Here is a 17,029-nt window from a genome sequence, read left to right as displayed (position 1 = left end):
GAAATCAAAAATGGAACTCATTGTTTCCGCACTCCTCACCAGTATATCTATCGATAATCTGCTTTATATTGTCGCCGGTGTCGCGCTGGGAAATATCATTGGTGCGATCCCAGGCCTGAATGCCGTAATGGCTATCGCGATTGCCGTACCGCTGACCTACTATATGCCCGCGGTGGGCGCAATGGGTTTTCTTGTTGGTATCAACAAAGGGGCGGCTTTTGGCGGCTCGGTTTCCGCTATTATCTTAAACGTCCCCGGCTCGCCTGATGCGGCGGCTACCTGCTTTGATGGTTATCCCATGCATTGTCAGGGCAAGGGAATAAAAGCGCTCAAGCTGTCTTTATTTGCCTCGGCATTTGGCGATTTTTTTTCCACCTTGATACTTATTCTTATCGCGCTCCCCCTTGCCAGCCTGGCGATTCAACTGGGGCCGGCGGAGCTCTGCGCACTGATTATCTTCACATTGATCCTGATAGCCGATCTTGATTCCGACAATATCTGGAAAGGCATACTGGCGACAGCTTTCGGCCTGCTGCTTAGCACCATCGGACTGGATCCTGTCTCTTCTCTTCCTCGCCTGACGTTCGGTTACTACCCGTTGGAAAACGGAATACCGCTGGCCCCTGCCGTTATCGGGATTCTGGCGCTGACGGAGATATCCCGACAAATGGCGGAGTACGATCGGCATAAAGCGCAGGTTCAGCCCCACAATTTACCGCCTGGCGATATGCAGGCAGATCGGTTGGGATTCGTTGAGTTTTTCCGCTTACTGCCCGCGCTGATTCGCGGTTCGCTGGTTGGCGTGATTGTCGGTATTGTTCCGGGCATCGGAGGGACCGTTTCCGCCTTTCTAAGCTACGGCGTGGAAAAAAAACGCGCCAAAGATCCGGATACTTTTGGCAAAGGACGTAGCGAAGGCGTGGTAGCCCCGGAAGCCGCAAATAACGCCGTGATCTGCGCCAGCCTGATACCGCTGTTTACCCTGGGTATTCCCGGCAGCCTCATTTCAGCCCTGTTGATTGGTGCGTTCATTCTGCACGGCATCACACCCGGCCCGCTGATGTTCGAACAGCATACTGAAACCGTTTACGCCATTTACAGCACCATGATGCTAGGCAATCTCTTTAATTTGATTGTGGGTTACATCGGGTTATTTTTCTTTATTCGCCTGCTCTCTTCCCCGCGCAAACTCCTCTTCCCGATGATCATTTTCCTGTGCTTTAGCGGGATTTGCGTCATGGACAGCAGTTTTACCGCGATCGTCATCGCCATTTTGTTTATGTTCCTTGGCTACGGGATGAAGGTACTGAACCTTTCTGTCGTTTCGTTAATTATTGGCCTGGTACTGGGGCCACAGCTTGAGCTGTATATGCAGCAAACCGTGATGATGGGCGAAGGTACGCTTGCGCCGCTGTTGACCCGACCTCTGGCCTGCATACTGATTCTTCTGAGCCTTCTGATAATGGCTAAAAAGCTGGTCTCGTATTCGGCAAAAAGTCTTCGCAATGGCAGAAGAAGCGCCGGGGAATAGGGAAGGCTCTGCCTGAGCCCCGATGCCACGACAGCACCGGGGCGCACTGTCAGAGTAGTTCTATAATATCATCGTCTTTCGGCGTACTGCCGCTCAACGCTTCGTCAAAATAGTGCTTCGGCACGGTATAGCGCAGGCGCTCAAGGGCAAACTGCATGCTGCGATCGTCAATCGCGTGCCCCAGATCCTCGACAATATCCAGCGTCACGTCGCCGCCCGCCTGCTGAAGCGCCTCCTGGGCCGAAACCGCCCACGCCAGGTCGATAACGCGATCCTCGCCGCCGTGAATCAGATGGATGGTTGTCGCGGTAGTCGCCGACTGCGGAAGCGTCGCATACCGTCCGTTAAAGGCGATCACCCGCGATGCCAGCCCCGGCTCAGCTTTGATACTCTCCAGAGACATAATCGCCCCCTGCGAGAAACCAATCAGCGCCGTCGCCCGCGGACCGACGCCGCTCTGTTTCTGCCAGTAGCGAACGGTCTCAATAAAGGTCGGCATAATGGCATCAATACGCGACTGGCGATTTTCCTCCGTCACCCCCTGAACCGAAAACCACTGACGGCCCGGCGGCGGACCGCAAGGTTCCGCGCCACCGATGCTGACGATCAGCGCATCCGGGAACTGCGGCGCAAACAGACTGCCGATTTGCCCCATTGCAACCGGGTTATCGCCGACGCCATGAAACAGCAACAGCAGCTGTTGGGCAGGTGTCGCAGGGCTTTGTACAATAAAATGGTCGTGTTTCATGGCTGTCTCCTTAGTTTACGTGGGCAGTTTACGCCGCGCGCGGAATATGACCATGACATTTAACTGAATGAGTTAGTTAAAAAAATTGCAGTTCCCCGACCTGCTGACGCAGCCTCTCCGCCCGCGATGCGTCGAGGTTCAGCAGCGCCAGTCCCGCTTCTTCGCGCAGCCTGGCCAGCAGCGCTTTGCGTCCGGACAGACGCAGCCCGGTGCAAATCTCCGCTTCGTCCTGGCGTTGCAGGCGGGCGCGAAGCGCCGGAAGCGGCAGCCCGGTGTGTAGCAGCAGGCGGTTCAGGCTGCCAACCACCGCCAGCAGCGGACGATGGGCAAACGCAAAGCCCGCCACATCCAGCCAGTCGTCATCCGTAAGCATAGCTGCTGGCGCTACCGGCCGCGGGAATAACGCTTCCCGCCACTCCCACAGCCAGAACTCATCGCGCGCCAGACGCTGCGACTCCCGTAAAACCAGTTCGTGCCCCGCCGAAGTTAACGGATGAAGTGCCATCGCCGTGTAGCACCCGCTACTTGCCTCACGATGGGTACCTAAACGCACCAGCGTAAAACCGCAGCGCTGCCAGAAGCGCCCTAGTTCTGGCGTATAGCCAAAGCTGACCGATAGATAATCGAGGCCGTGGCTTTGCGCTACCGCCCGGGCAACCAGAGCCTGACCAAGCCCCTCGCGCTGGCGGGTCGGGTGCACGGCGATACGAGTGATTCGCTGCCCCAATAGCGTGGCCGCCAGCGGACTTCCGCCGTGAGCCGCCAGCGACTGCGCCACCAGATTACCGCGCGGGCGGCGAAAACCGGCCCATACCGCCCGACTGAGCGCGGGATCAAGCCCTCCCTCCGCCACCCGCCATAGCGCACCGGCCACGCCGTTGCTGGTGCGGGCGCAGGTAAAATGCTGGCCCGGCGCATCCATCATCCGCCGTAAATCCAGCGGCGATGTGCGGTAATGCGCGCCGGAAAGGAGCTGATACATCGCCTCGGCCAGCCCGTCCTGCTGCCGCCAGCTGTCCTGACTCACCGCCTCAAACGTCACCTCCCCCGCTGGAGATTGCGTAAAGCTTTCATCACCAAACAAGAGTAATTCACTGACCACTGCTTCCAGCGGACAGCCTGCGGCCCAGCGGATAGGATCAAGCAGACTAAACTGGCGCAAATGGGGGAAGCTGGCGCAAAACTTGAGCAGAAAACCGCGGCCGGTCCCTTCATAGCCCTGCACGGTCGTGGTCAGTAAGGTGCGAGGAAAACGGGTGACCAGCTGGCGAAGCAGCGGCCCGGGAATGGCGGCCGCTTCATCAACGATCAGCCATGACGCTCGCATATCGCCAGCCAGCAACGCATCCGGCGCTATAAAGCGAAAACCTTCACCGGCGAACGCCGCCATCACCTCGGTCGCGCCGCGCGCCGGGGCGGTAACGATGGCATCGCCCGCCAGCTGACGTATCAACATTCCCGCCAGCGCGGATTTTCCGCGTCCGCGCTCGGCGGTAACCACGGCAATGCCCGCAGGGAGTGTGCTCAGACTGGCCAGAATAGCGGCCTGTCCGGCCTGAGGATGGCCATCAGCCGGATGCCAGCGCGGTCGTGGCACCTCCTCCGGTAGCGTCAGCGGTTCATTCTGACGCCAGACGATCGCCTCAGGATTCGCGCAGACCCGCTGACAAAAACGGTGGACAAAATGGGGAGTGGGAATAGGCTCCGGCGCGTCGCTCCAGCGCAGAGAGTCCGCATCTGGCCGCGTTGGCCAACGGGTGAAAGAGGGGGTCAGCAGGATCAGCCAGCTTCCCGCTTTCAATGTCCCGCTCAAGGCGGCAAAAGCCGCCGCGTCGAAGCCGCTGCGGGCATCAAAGAAGGCGTGGCGGTACTCGCGCCCGAGGAGAGATTTGAGGGCCTCCGGCGAGATACAGGGCGCTTCCATAGGCTGCGGCCCCACCCACAGACCATCGCCGGCCAGCCGTTTACGCAGCAGCAGCGCCTGCTCCAGACTCCACGCATCGTCGCCGCTGAGTACCAGCAGACGACGAATGCCCTGCTGCGCCATCCGCGCCGTCAGGTTAAGTAATTGATCCATTTACAGCGGCAGTCAGAGCGCATTACCAAATGTATTGCACTGCGCCGGGTCTCCGCTGTCAAACCCGCGCTTAAACCAGGTATAGCGCTGCTGCGAAGTACCGTGGGTAAAGCTGTCCGGGACCACGCGTCCCTGGCTTTGCTGTTGCAGGCGATCGTCGCCGATGGCCTCTGCGGCATTCAGCGCTTCCTGCAGATCGCCGGTTTCCATAACATCCTGATTCTGCATGCTGTGACCCCACACGCCGGCAAAGCAGTCGGCCTGCAGCTCCATTTTCACCGACAGGCGATTCGCTTCAGCCTGCGACGCGTGCTGCTGCAGCTGACGCACTTTGGATTCAATACCCAGCAGCTTCTGCACGTGATGCCCGACTTCATGAGCAATCACGTAGGCCTGTGCAAAATCGCCGTCCGCGCCGAGCTTGTTTTTCATCTCATCGTAGAACGAGAGATCGATGTAGACCGTGCTATCGGCCGGGCAGTAGAACGGCCCCATAACGGACTGGCCGGTACCGCAGCCGGTCCGGGTGGCGCCGCGATAGAGCACCAGCTTCGGCTGCGGGTACTGACGGCCCATTTTTTGGAAGATGGCGCCCCAGGTGTCTTCGGTATCCGCAAGGATCACCTTAGTGAACTTCGCGGCCTGCTCTTCCTGCGGGCTGATGGAGCGTTGGGTGGTGGTTTGCTGCTGTGAAACGGGCTCCCCGGTCAGCATGCCGGTCAAATCCACGCCGTAATAGCCCGCAACCAGCACGATAATCAGCAGGACGATACCGCCCTTCCCGCTGGGAAGACGGAAACCGCCGCCACCGCCCAGGGGGGAGCCGGAATCATTACGTCGATCTTCTACATTGTCGCTTTCGCGACGTCCTTGCCAGCGCATAGGCACCTCAATCCATCAAATTCTCGAATATGAGAGATCGTAGGCGGTTCGGCGCAGGATTACCACTGGAAACAACAAGGAGAGCGCCAGAAGGTAGAGCGACCTTCTGGCGAGAGGAGGATTAGTCGAGCTTAACACCAAGGCGATGGGCCACTTCTTCGTAGGCCTCAATCAGGCCACCGAGGCTCTGGCGGAAGCGGTCTTTGTCCATTTTATCGAGGGTATTTTTATCCCACAGACGGCTGCCATCTGGCGAGAACTCATCGCCCAGCACCACTTCGCCCTTGAACAGACCAAACTCAAGCTTGAAATCGACCAGGATCAGGCCGGCATCATCAAACAGCTTTTTCAATACGTCGTTGGCTTTGAAAGTCAGTTCCTGCATGCGCGCGAGGTTCTTTTTGCTTACCCAGCCAAAAGTCTCGCAGTAAGACTCGTTGACCATCGGATCGTGCATCGCATCATTTTTCAGGAACAGGTCAAACAGCGGCGGATTGAGTTCAATCCCTTCTTCAATACCCAGACGCTTAACCAGAGAACCGGCGGCGCGGTTACGGACTACGCACTCCACCGGAACCATCTCCAGTTTTTTTACCAGACATTCGGTATCGGAGAGCAACGCTTCCATCTGAGTCGGGATACCGGCTTCTTCCAGTTTGCTCATAATGAAATGGTTAAATTTGTTGTTCACCATGCCTTTACGATCGAACTGCTCAATGCGCGCGCCATCCCCTGCTGAAGTATCGTTACGGAATTCGAGTACCAGCAGATCCGGATTCTCCGTGCTGTAAACGGTTTTCGCTTTACCACGATACAACTCAGCTTGCTTTTGCATCTTTGTCACTCCAGTGAAGATATAGACGATAAATATTGCGCTTTTCTGCCGACGCACACGTTTGCGTCACTATACATGAAAAAGGGCTGGATTGCTCCAGCCCTGTTTATTACTTACTGAATGCGGCCTGGAATACGGCTACCAGGGCGTCATTCTGCGACTGCGTCAACGTATGGCCTTTCGGATCGATGAACTGCAGACTGCTGCGGTTATCGAGATCGCCGACCTGCAGTTTGTAGTCACCGGAAACCAGCTGCGGATCGCTGGCGCCCAGCGCCTGCCAGCTGCTGTCAGACAGCGGCTTGTAGGTCAGCGCCATGCTGCCTTGTGAGCGGGTGCTATCCGTCACCTTCATGCCCACTTTTTCCAGTGCGCCCGGCAGACGTTGCCACACCATGTTGAACGGTGCGCGAACAACCAGCATTGGCAGACCCGTATCGTCGGCAGCACTCTGCACATCGAAGGTCGCGCCAGCATTTTTCTGCGCCGCATTCTGTGCGCTGGTGGCGTTCATATCCAGACCTTCGGAAATGACGTTCAGCATCGACGTGCTATAGCGTTGCAGAGAAGCCGGATCGGATACCGGTTTCCCGGCCTGCTCAAGATTCACCAGCTTCACGATAACCGCCTGCTGATAACCCTGAGGTTTCACTGAGATTTGATAGCGACCACGATACTGCTGGTCTTCATCGAGGCGATTCCATTCAACCCAGTCGGTATTCAGCGTCTGGCTGGCATCGTCACGTTTGGTGATGACATAGTTCTTAGACTGTATGATGCTGGCTACCTGCGCCCACAGCGAACCGCTACGACCGTTCTCGACCATCAGCGTGGCGGTATCGCCATTGAACTGAGTACGAGCGCCGCTCACCAGTGCCAGAGGCTGAGCCGGTGGGCGGATGTCCAGAGCTTTGCCCACTGCGCCTTTGCTGGTCGCAACCGGAATATTATAATCACCAACCTGAACCGGCAGAATCATGCCAGCAGGTGCGTGAAGTTCACTGAGCGGCGTAGCTTGCAGATAGACCTCATCGCCTCCCACCTGACGTTTGTAGCGTGAGTCGGAACTACAGGCCGCGAGAAGCAGGACCAATGAAACACCCGCAACCTTCGTCAGGCGCGACTTCTGTACTGAGTAAGCCATCAAATCTCCCTAAACTTTACAGCAAACCGGCATGCTTCAGCGCTGCGGTAACGGCCTGAGTACCCTGTTCGGTAATCGGCGTCATCGGCAGGCGCAGCGTATCGGTTGCCACAAGACCCAACGCCTTACATGCCCATTTCACGGGGATCGGGTTGGGTTCGACAAATAATTTTGTATGCAATGGCATCAGACGTTGGTTAATTGCACGAGCTTGCGCAAATTGGCCTTCTACAGCCAGTCGGCACATATCCGCCATTTCGCGAGCCGCAACGTTCGCCGTTACGGAAATCACGCCCTGACCGCCGAGCTGCATAAAGTCCATTCCGGTGGCATCATCGCCGCTCAACAGAATAAAGTCATCTGAAACCAGCTCTTTGATCTGATGAACACGACTTAAGTTCCCCGTCGCTTCCTTAATACCAATAATATTTTTTACTTCCGCCAGGCGACCGACGGTTTCCGGCAGCATGTCGCAACCGGTACGGGACGGCACATTATACAGAATTTGCGGCAGGTCGGTGTGTTCTGCGATGGCTTTAAAGTGTTGGAACAGCCCTTCCTGGGTCGGACGATTGTAATAAGGAGTGACCGTCAGGCAACCGACAACACCGCTATTGTTAAAACGTTTGGTCAGGCTAATCGCCTCTGCGGTTGCATTTGCACCGGTACCTGCGATGACCGGGATACGCCCGTCAGCAAGTTCAAGCGTCATCATCACGACATCGCCATGTTCTTCATGGCTCAGGGTCGCGGATTCTCCGGTAGTCCCTACCGAAACGATCGCCGAGGTTCCGCTGGCGACATGGTAATCAATCAGTTTTTTCAGGCTTGACCGGCAGACATTACCGTTTTCATCCATCGGCGTGACAAGCGCTACAATACTTCCCGTGAACATGGGCCATCCTCAGAGCTGAAGTGCGACAAGATTCTCAATGTTACGTTTGGTGCCGTAATAAAAGCAAGAGACCCGATGCCATCAGGGATGTTGTATGCCGGTTTTTTTTATGCTTTCCTAATGTTACCTCACCTTTTTAAAGGAAGAACAGGTTTGACCGCCTCATTACAACACTATCTGGTTATTACCGCTTTGGGCGCTGACCGTCCCGGCATCGTGAACACCATCACCCGCCACGTCAGCAGCTGCGGCTGTAATATCGAAGACAGCCGGCTGGCCATGCTTGGTGACGAGTTTACGTTTATCATGCTGCTTTCAGGTTCATGGAACGCGATTACGCTGATCGAATCGACCCTGCCGCTGAAAGGTGCTGAGCTGGATTTGCTGATCGTGATGAAGCGGACGACCGCGCGGCCTCCTCAGGCCATGCCAAACACCGTCTGGGTCCAGGTTGAGGTACCGGACTCGCCGCACATTATCGAGCGTTTCACTGCCCTGTTTGACGCGTGGAATATGAACATCGCCGAACTGGTTTCTCGGACCCAGGTCAGCGGTGATGACGATTCAGCGCAGTTGTTCATTAAGATAACCGCACACAGCCCTGCAACACAAAATGCATCAAATATCGAACAAGCGTTCAAAGCCCTATGTACAGAACTGAACGCACAAGGCAGTATTAACATCGTTAATTATTCACAACATGATGAACAGGATGGAGTTTGAGTAATGAATCCACTGAAAGCCGGTGATCTTGCACCGAAATTTAGCTTACCGGACCAGGACGGCGAGGAAGTAAATTTGACCGACTTCCAGGGACAGCGTGTTCTGGTTTATTTTTACCCGAAAGCCATGACCCCGGGTTGTACCGTTCAGGCCTGCGGCCTGCGCGATAATATGGATGAGTTAAAAAAAGCGGGCGTTGAAGTCCTGGGTATCAGTACTGATAAACCGGAAAAACTCTCCCGTTTCGCCGAAAAAGAGTTGCTGAACTTCACGCTGCTGTCTGATGAAAATCACCAGGTATGCGAGCAGTTTGGCGTCTGGGGCGAAAAATCGTTTATGGGGAAAACCTACGACGGTATTCACCGCATTAGCTTCCTGATCGATAGCAACGGCAAAGTCGAACACGTGTTTGATAACTTTAAAACCAGCAATCACCACGATGTGGTGCTGAACTGGTTGAAAGAAAACGGCTAACGTTCTACCCGACGCAGGACGCCGGGTCACCATTCACTGACCCGGCGTCCGTTTTCTTCCCCGCGTTTTCCGGCCACAGACTATTTCTCTTCTTCCACCGCCAGGCCATCCGGCCACGCATGCACTACCGCTTTGATAAGGGTTGCCAGCGGAATCGCAAAGAAGACTCCCCAGAATCCCCACAGCCCACCGAAGATAACCACCGACAGGATAATCACCAGCGGATGCAGGTTGACCGCTTCGGAAAACAGCACCGGTACCAGCAGGTTACCATCCAGCCCCTGAATAATCAGGTATACCGCAAACAGGCTCCAGAACTCCGGACCTGCGCCAAACTGGAACAGCGCCACGCCGACGACCGGAATGGTCACCACGAAGGCGCCGATGTACGGAATCAGCACCGAGAACCCGACCAGCACCGCCAGCAGCAGCGAATAGTTGAGATCGAACAGGATAAAGCCAATCCACGTTGCCACGCCGACGACAATCATCTCCAGCACCTTACCGCGGATATAGTTGGTAATCTGCTGGTTCATCTCTTTCCATACCTGCCCCGCCAGCCCGCGGTTGCGCGGCAGCACGCGGCGCACGGCGTTCAGCATCTGCTCTTTATCTTTTAGCAGGAAGAACACCATCAGCGGCACCAGCACCAGATAGACCGCCAGAGTCAGTAAGCCGACCAGCGAAGCCAGAGAGTATTTGACGACCGAGTCGCCGACGGTGAGCACGCGGTTACGCATATTGTCCGCCATGGCGTCGATAATCCCGGCGTCCATCAGCGCCGGGTAACGGCGCGGAACCGTGGCGGCAAAATCGGACAGCTTATTGAGCATGCCCGGCATATCGCGAATCAGATAGATGCCCTGCTGCCAGGCAACGGGCATCACCACAAACGCCATCAGCAGCAAGACGCCCACGAACAGAATCAACACGAACGAGGTTGCCCAGGTTCGCGAAAGCCCTACGCGCTCCAGCCTGACGGTTGGCCATTCCAGCAGATAAGCCAGCACGATAGCAACCAGCAATGGCGCCAGCAGGCCGCTGAAAAAGAACATGATTCCGAACCCGGCCAGCAAAATAACCAGCAGCGCTATCGCTTCCGGATCGCTAAACCGACGACGATACCACTGCATTAACATCTCAAGCATAAAACCCTTCCCTGAAGCGCGTAGCGGCAAAAAAACCGAGGGAATTGTATCTAAATGTCACCTGAAAGACTTCGCTTTTATTAGCAAAGCCACAAACATTGACGCTGGCGTGAATATCATATTTTCAATAGCCTCAACGCCAGCTAAACTCGCATGACGCGCGGAAATGGAACATTACGCCGCCCAATCGGTCAAACTGGCACACCCACATTACAGGACAGAGGTTATGTTCAGGCAGTTAAAGAAAACGCTGGTGGCAACCGTCATAGCGTCGCTGACGCTGGGTTCGATTTTGCCTGCTTTTGCTGACTCCGCAGATACCCTGCCCGATATGGGAACCTCTGCGGGAAGCACGCTCTCTATTGGCCAGGAAATGCAGATGGGGGATTACTATGTGCGCCAGCTACGCGGTAGCGCGCCGCTCATCAACGACCCTCTGCTGGTGCAATATATTAACGGATTAGGGATGCGTCTGGTCTCGCACGCTAACTCTGTTCGCACCCCTTTCCACTTTTACCTGATTAATAACGACCAGATAAACGCCTTTGCTTTCTTCGGTGGCAATGTCGTGCTGCACTCCGCTCTGTTCCGCTATTCAGATACCGAAAGCGAGCTGGCATCGGTAATGGCGCATGAAATCTCACACGTCACCCAGCGCCACCTCGCGCGAGCAATGGAAGACCAAAAGCGCAACGCCCCGCTGACCTGGGTCGGTGCGCTGGGCTCAATTCTGCTGGCGATGGCGAGCCCGCAGGCCGGTATGGCGGCCCTCACCGGTACGCTGGCGGGAACCCAGCAGGGGATGATCAGTTTTACCCGGCAAAACGAAGAAGAGGCTGACCGCATCGGGATTCAGGTGCTGCAGCGCTCCGGTTTTGATCCGCAGGCGATGCCGGCCTTTATGGGCAAATTGCTCGACCAGTCGCGCTACTCTACCCGTCCGCCGGAAATGCTGCTGACTCACCCCTTGCCGGAAAGCCGTCTGTCTGACGCCCGCAACCGCGCCAACCAGATGCGTCCTGTGGTTGTTCAGTCTTCCGCCGATTTTTACCTCGCCAAGGCCAGAACCCTGGGAATGTATAACTCAGGGGAAAATAAGCTTGGCGACGATCTGCTGAACGCGTGGGCGAAAGGCAATATCCGCGAACAGCACGCCTCCCAGTACGGGCGAGCGCTGCTGGCCATGGGAAGCAATAATTACGATCTGGCGCGCAAAACGCTGCAGCCTCTGCTGAGCGCCGATCCGCAGAACGCCTGGTATCTCGACCTGGCAACCGATATCGATCTCGGACAGAAGAAAACGGCCGATGCGATTAACCGCCTGAAAAATGCCCGCGAAATTCGTACCAACCCGGTTCTGCAGCTGAACCTTGCCAACGCATACTTACAGGGCGGACAAGCGGCGGAAGCGGCGAAAATCCTCAACCGGTACACCTTTAGCTACAAAGATGACGGCAACGGCTGGGATCTGCTGGCGCAGGCTGAAGCGAGCCTCGGCAATCGTGACCAGGAGCTGGCGGCACGCGCAGAAGGTATGGCGCTGGTCGGCCAGCTCGATCAGGCGATTACTCTGCTGAGCAGCGCCAGCTCGCAGGTGAAACTGGGCAGTTTGCAGCAGGCGCGCTACGATGCGCGTATCGACCAGCTGCGCCAGCTGCAGGAACGATTCCGCCCCTATCAAAAAATGTAAGGAGACGACATGTCTGACGCGGTAAAAATCTATCACAATCCCCGCTGCTCCAAGAGCCGCGACACCTTAAGCCTGTTGAAGGCTAACGGTATCGATCCTGAAGTCGTGCTCTACCTGGAGACGCCGCCGGATGCAGACACGCTCCGCCAGCTGTTAAAAATGCTCGGAATGGTCAGCGCCCGCGAACTGATGCGCCAGAAAGAGGATCTGTATAAATCCCTGGAGCTCGCCGACCCGCAGCTTAGCGAGGAGGCGCTGATTCAGGCCATCGTCGATAATCCGAAGTTGATGGAGCGCCCGATTGTCGTCAGCCATGGCCAGGCGCGGATCGGCCGACCGCCGGAGCAGGTTCTGGAAATCGTCAACTGATGCCGATGCGCCATTGCGGTTTGCCGTGATGGCGCAGCGGGTGAAAGACGAAGGGCGCGGATTGGGCAGATCGCAGAGATCCGGCCCGGCTAGAGCTTGAGGATCTCTTTCACGAAAGGAATGGTCAATTTACGTTGCGCGGTAATCGAAGCGTGATCGAGCTGATCGAGCGTCATAAACAGCGAGCGCATTTCACGATCTAACCGTTTGAGCAAGAAACGACAGACGTCTTCCGGCATCTCAAAACCCCGCAGACGCGCGCGCAGCTGTAGCGCCTGCAGCTTATCTTCGTCCGACAGCGGCTGTAGCTTGTAGATTTGCCCCCAGTCGAGGCGCGACGCCAGGTCCGGCAACCCGAGATTCAGCTGGCGCGGCGGACAATCGCCGGTAATCAGCAAACGCGTTTTACCCGATTCGAGGATCCGGTTATAGAGGTTGAAAATGGCCATTTCCCACGGCTCGTCGCCGGCCACGCACTCGATATTGTCAATACAGACCAGCGAAAGCTGCTCCATCCCATCGAGCACTTCCGGTACAAACCACGTACGCTTATCCAGTGGAACATAGCCCACCGCATCGCCGCGCTGGGAAAGCTCCGCACAGGCGGCATGTAACAAGTGACTGCGCCCCGCCCCTTCGCGTGACCAGATATAGATGTACCCGCTATGTTCCTGCCGCAACACATTCTGTAAGGCAGCAAGAAGAGAAGGATTATCACCCGGCCAAAAACTCGCGAAAGTTTCATCATCGGGAAGATACAGTGGCAGAGAGAGCTGTGCCGGTGCGTTCAGATGGACCTCATCATAGGCTTACAGAAAAACGCGATGAGTTTATCACGAAGTATGCCTTGAGAGAACCGGGCGGGATCGCCGCCCGGTTGCAGGATCAATGTTTTACTTCTTCACTGTCGGCGGCATCCAGCACAACCTCTTCCGGACGCAGGACGCTGATCAGTTTGAAAATCAGACTCAGACCCACGCCGACAATTGTCGCCAGCGCCATGCCTTTCAGCTCCGCCGCACCAATGTGCACTTTCGCGCCGCTGACGCCAATGATCAGAATCACGGAGGTCAGAATCAAATTCTGCGCCTTGTTGTAGTCCACTTTCGATTCGATCAGGACGCGAATACCGGAGGCGCCAATCACCCCGTACAGCAGCAGCGAAACGCCGCCCATCACCGGCAGCGGGATAATCTGAATCGCAGCCGCCAGTTTCCCTACGCAGGAGAGCAGAATCGCGAAGATTGCCGCGCCGCCGATAACCCAGGTACTGTAGACACGGGTGATCGCCATAACGCCGATGTTCTCGCCATAAGTGGTGTTGGGCGTCGAACCAAAGAAGCCGGAGATCATCGTCGACAGGCCGTTAGCAAACATCGAACGATGCAGCCCGGGATCGCGGATCAGATCTTTTTTAACGATATTCGCCGTCACCACCAGGTGGCCGACGTGCTCGGCAATCACCACCAGCGCAGCGGGCAGAATGGTGAAGATAGCAAACCATTCAAAGCGCGGGGTGTAGAACGTCGGCAGGGCAAACCAGTGCGCCTCGGCGATCGGCGTAGTGTCGACAACGCCCATCACGAAAGAGAGCGCGTAGCCGACCAGCACGCCGATCAAAATCGGGATAATGGCCATGAAACCGCGAAACAGCACCGAACCGAAGACCGTCACCGCCAGCGTCACCATCGAAATAATGATGGTTTTGCTGTCCGGCGATTGCCCGTCAGCCGGCAGCAGGCCAGCCATATTGGCAGCGACGCCCGCCAGTTCGAGGCCGATAACCGCGACAATGGCCCCCATAGCCGCCGGCGGGAACATCACGTCCAGCCAGCCGGTGCCGGCTTTTTTGACAATAAAGGAGACGATGCAGAACAGAGCGCCGCACATAATGAAGCCACCCAGCGCCACCTCATACCCCAGCGGCAGCAGCAGCAGCACCGGGGATATAAATGCGAAGCTCGATCCGAGATAGGCCGGGATTTTTCCCTTACAGATGAAAAGATACAGCAATGTCCCAATGCCGTTAAACAGCAGGACGGTAGCCGGGTTGATGTGAAACAGAACGGGCACCAGAACCGTTGCGCCAAACATAGCGAACAGATGCTGCAAACTCAGTGGGATAGTCTGTAAAAGCGGCGGTCTTTCACTCACCCCGATTGCGCGGCGCGTCATAGCGTTTTCCTCTAAGAGTCGTTTATTAGTTGCTGTGAGTTTGTTTTATTCAAAAAAAAGCCGACTCTTAAAGTCGGCTTCTTATTATCTATGTAATCACTTGGTACCAAAAATCTTATCGCCGGCATCGCCGAGCCCCGGAATAATGTATCCGTGCTCGTTGAGGCCCTGGTCAATGGATGCGGTATACATCTCAACATCCGGATGCGCTTTCTCCAGCGCGGCAATCCCTTCCGGCGCCGCCACCAGAACCAGCACCTTAATGCTGGAGCAGCCCGCTTTTTTCAGCAGGTCGATAGTGGCGATCATCGAACCACCGGTTGCCAGCATCGGGTCAACCACCAGCGCCATGCGTTCGTCGATATTCGACACCAGCTTCTGGAAATAAGGAACCGGCTCCAGCGTCTCTTCGTCACGATAGATCCCTACCACGCTGATACGCGCGCTCGGTACGTGCTCCAGAACCCCTTCCATCATCCCCAGACCGGCGCGCAGAATCGGCACAACGGTGATTTTCTTCCCTTTGATCTGCTCGATTTCTACCGGACCATTCCAGCCCTCGATGGTGACTTTCTCTGTCTCCAGATCGGCAGTGGCTTCATAAGTCAGCAAGCTACCTACCTCTGAGGCAAGTTCACGGAAGCGTTTGGTGCTGATGTCGTGCTCACGCATCAGGCCCAGCTTGTGTTTGACGAGCGGGTGTTTCACTTCCACAATCTTCATTCTCTTTCTCCTCTGAGGGGCAGCCACAAAAAAAATCGCGGGATTATACCGCTTTTTTCCATTTGCGCCATAGCCGATATGTTTGACCGGGATCAACCAAAATGCTTTGCGCTGCCTGAGCCAGTATAAAACAAAATAAAAAAACCCCGCACAGGCGGGGTCACACAAGACTTGAGGGGTGTTTTACAATGTTTCGCCGTTGCTGCTGATAACCTGTTGATACCAGGAGAAAGATTGCTTCCGGCTGCGGTCCAGCGTTCCGTTGCCTTCGTTATCTTTATCGACGTAGATAAATCCGTAGCGTTTCTTCATTTCACCGGTACCGGCGGAAACGAGGTCGATACATCCCCACGGGGTATAGCCCATCAGGTCAACGCCGTCCTCAACCACCGCTTTTTTCATCTCGGCAATATGCGCGGAGAGATAATCGATACGGTAACGATCGTTCACCGTGCCGTCAGCTTCGCGCACGTCGATGGCCCCGAAGCCGTTCTCAACAATAAACAGCGGCAGCTGGTAATGATCCCAGAACCAGTTCAGGGAGTAGCGCAGACCCACCGGGTCAATCTGCCAGCCCCAGTCTGACTTCTGCACGTACGGATTAGAGACAAGGCTTTGGGTCTCGTCATAATCCAGCTGCGGGTTATCATCGGTCGCTTTCGTGGCAAACGACATATAGTAGCTAAAGCCAATATAGTCGACGCAGCCTTCGGCCAGCGCCTGACGATCTTCTGCGGTGATATCGAGCGTAAAACCGCGGCGCGCGAAGTAGTTCAGCAGATGCTGCGGGTACTTACCGCGAACATGAACGTCGGTAAACCAGTAACGGCGATGCATGGCGTTCATTGCCATCATCATATCATTCGGGGAACAGGAGAACGGATAAATCGGGCACATGGCAATCATGCAACCCACCTGCAGCGAGGGATTTATCTCGCGGGCAGCTTTTACCGCCAGGGCGCTGGCCACCAGCTCATAGTGCGCCGCCTGATACATCACCGGTTCGCGATCTTCATCCGGCAGATACTTCAGACCTGAGTTGGTAAACGGGGCAAAATCTTCGTGGAAGTTAGCCTGGTTGTTGATCTCATTAAAGGTCATCCAGTACTTCACTTTGTGCTGATAGCGATCGAACACCACTTTCGCAAAGCGGACGAAGAAATCGATCAGCTTACGGTTACGCCAGCCGCCATACTCGGTCACCAGATGGTAAGGCATCTCGAAATGAGAGAGCGTGATCACCGGTTCAATGCCGTACTTCAGGCATTCATCAAACAGGTCGTCATAGAACTGGAGCCCTGCTTCGTTAGGCTCCCGCTCATCGCCCAGCGGGAAGATACGAGTCCAGGCAATCGAAGTGCGGAAGCATTTGAATCCCATTTCAGCAAACAGCTGAATGTCTTCTTTATAACGATGGTAAAAATCAATCGCCTCATGGTTGGGATAATTTTTCCCCGGCAGTACGCCATCGGTGATTTCACGCGGCACGCCGTGTGCGCCGGCGGTCATCACATCAGCCACGCTGACGCCTTTACCTCCTTCCTGCCAGCCACCTTCCAGCTGATGCGCCGCCACCGCGCCGCCCCACAGAAAACCTTCTTTAAATCCAGACATG

16 protein-coding genes are annotated in these 17,029 nt (G+C 55.9%); 5 read left to right on the top strand and 11 right to left on the bottom strand.

Annotation, left to right across the window (positions count from 1 at the left end; genetic code table 11):
• Window positions 1-10: 10 nt before the first annotated feature.
• A complete protein-coding gene (locus tag OQV00_RS06670) occupies window positions 11-1,531 on the top strand; it encodes a tripartite tricarboxylate transporter permease (RefSeq protein ID WP_163980612.1) in 1,521 nt (506 codons plus the stop codon).
• A gap of 49 nt (window positions 1,532-1,580) precedes the next feature.
• On the opposite strand, the gene ypfH is transcribed toward OQV00_RS06670, so the two are convergent.
• The 6 genes from ypfH to dapA form a co-directional block, all read right to left on the bottom strand.
• Window positions 1,581-2,279, bottom strand: coding sequence for an esterase (gene ypfH, locus OQV00_RS06665; RefSeq protein ID WP_004866158.1), 699 nt, complete (start codon window positions 2,277-2,279; stop codon window positions 1,581-1,583).
• Between the two features lie 76 nt (window positions 2,280-2,355).
• Window positions 2,356-4,356 (bottom strand): tRNA(Met) cytidine acetyltransferase TmcA, encoded by a 2,001-nt coding sequence (locus OQV00_RS06660; RefSeq protein WP_113990919.1) that lies wholly within the window; start codon window positions 4,354-4,356, stop codon window positions 2,356-2,358.
• 12 nt (window positions 4,357-4,368) lie between these two features.
• Window positions 4,369-5,238, bottom strand: a complete 870-nt coding sequence (ypfJ, locus tag OQV00_RS06655) for a KPN_02809 family neutral zinc metallopeptidase (RefSeq protein ID WP_266199353.1) — start codon at window positions 5,236-5,238, stop codon at window positions 4,369-4,371.
• A 121-nt stretch (window positions 5,239-5,359) separates the two neighbouring features.
• Window positions 5,360-6,073, bottom strand: a complete 714-nt coding sequence (gene purC, locus OQV00_RS06650; RefSeq protein ID WP_004866167.1) for a phosphoribosylaminoimidazolesuccinocarboxamide synthase — start codon at window positions 6,071-6,073, stop codon at window positions 5,360-5,362.
• Between the two features lie 109 nt (window positions 6,074-6,182).
• Window positions 6,183-7,217 (bottom strand): outer membrane protein assembly factor BamC, encoded by a 1,035-nt coding sequence (gene bamC / locus OQV00_RS06645; RefSeq protein ID WP_004866171.1) that lies wholly within the window; start codon window positions 7,215-7,217, stop codon window positions 6,183-6,185.
• A 16-nt stretch (window positions 7,218-7,233) separates the two neighbouring features.
• Window positions 7,234-8,112 (bottom strand): 4-hydroxy-tetrahydrodipicolinate synthase, encoded by an 879-nt coding sequence (gene dapA, locus OQV00_RS06640; RefSeq protein ID WP_015583724.1) that lies wholly within the window; start codon window positions 8,110-8,112, stop codon window positions 7,234-7,236.
• Between the two features lie 153 nt (window positions 8,113-8,265).
• Here dapA and OQV00_RS06635 point away from each other — a divergent pair, with 153 nt between their 5' ends.
• Together OQV00_RS06635 and bcp are read left to right on the top strand one after the other, a co-directional pair.
• Window positions 8,266-8,835 (top strand): glycine cleavage system transcriptional repressor, encoded by a 570-nt coding sequence (locus tag OQV00_RS06635; RefSeq protein ID WP_266280615.1) that lies wholly within the window; start codon window positions 8,266-8,268, stop codon window positions 8,833-8,835.
• Between the two features lie 3 nt (window positions 8,836-8,838).
• Window positions 8,839-9,309 (top strand): thioredoxin-dependent thiol peroxidase, encoded by a 471-nt coding sequence (bcp, locus tag OQV00_RS06630; RefSeq protein WP_004866178.1) that lies wholly within the window; start codon window positions 8,839-8,841, stop codon window positions 9,307-9,309.
• 80 nt (window positions 9,310-9,389) lie between these two features.
• Here bcp and OQV00_RS06625 read toward each other — a convergent pair whose 3' ends face one another.
• Entirely contained in the window at window positions 9,390-10,457 is a 1,068-nt protein-coding gene (locus tag OQV00_RS06625) for an AI-2E family transporter (RefSeq protein ID WP_004866181.1), read from the bottom strand.
• 226 nt (window positions 10,458-10,683) lie between these two features.
• On the opposite strand from OQV00_RS06625, the gene bepA reads away from it, so the two are divergent.
• Together bepA and arsC are read left to right on the top strand one after the other, a co-directional pair.
• A complete protein-coding gene (bepA, locus tag OQV00_RS06620) occupies window positions 10,684-12,147 on the top strand; it encodes a beta-barrel assembly-enhancing protease (RefSeq protein ID WP_004866184.1) in 1,464 nt (487 codons plus the stop codon).
• A 9-nt stretch (window positions 12,148-12,156) separates the two neighbouring features.
• Window positions 12,157-12,516, top strand: a complete 360-nt coding sequence (gene arsC / locus OQV00_RS06615; protein ID WP_004866188.1) for an arsenate reductase (glutaredoxin) — start codon at window positions 12,157-12,159, stop codon at window positions 12,514-12,516.
• A gap of 89 nt (window positions 12,517-12,605) precedes the next feature.
• Here arsC and OQV00_RS06610 read toward each other — a convergent pair whose 3' ends face one another.
• The 4 genes from OQV00_RS06610 to OQV00_RS06595 form a co-directional block, all read right to left on the bottom strand.
• A complete protein-coding gene (locus OQV00_RS06610; RefSeq protein ID WP_071824600.1) occupies window positions 12,606-13,307 on the bottom strand; it encodes a DnaA inactivator Hda in 702 nt (233 codons plus the stop codon).
• A gap of 94 nt (window positions 13,308-13,401) precedes the next feature.
• Entirely contained in the window at window positions 13,402-14,691 is a 1,290-nt protein-coding gene (uraA, locus tag OQV00_RS06605; protein ID WP_004866193.1) for a uracil permease, read from the bottom strand.
• A 96-nt stretch (window positions 14,692-14,787) separates the two neighbouring features.
• Entirely contained in the window at window positions 14,788-15,414 is a 627-nt protein-coding gene (upp, locus tag OQV00_RS06600) for a uracil phosphoribosyltransferase (RefSeq protein ID WP_004866196.1), read from the bottom strand.
• A gap of 183 nt (window positions 15,415-15,597) precedes the next feature.
• On the bottom strand, window positions 15,598-17,028 hold the full coding sequence (locus tag OQV00_RS06595; protein WP_220668097.1) for a 6-phospho-beta-glucosidase: 1,431 nt from the start codon (window positions 17,026-17,028) through the stop codon (window positions 15,598-15,600).
• Window position 17,029: the final 1 nt, after the last annotated feature.

This window comes from Klebsiella sp. DY2415 (assembly GCF_026314315.1).
GTDB classification, from domain to species: Bacteria; Pseudomonadota; Gammaproteobacteria; order Enterobacterales; family Enterobacteriaceae; genus Klebsiella; species Klebsiella ornithinolytica.
This window is presented reverse-complemented; position numbering and strand designations above follow the sequence as displayed.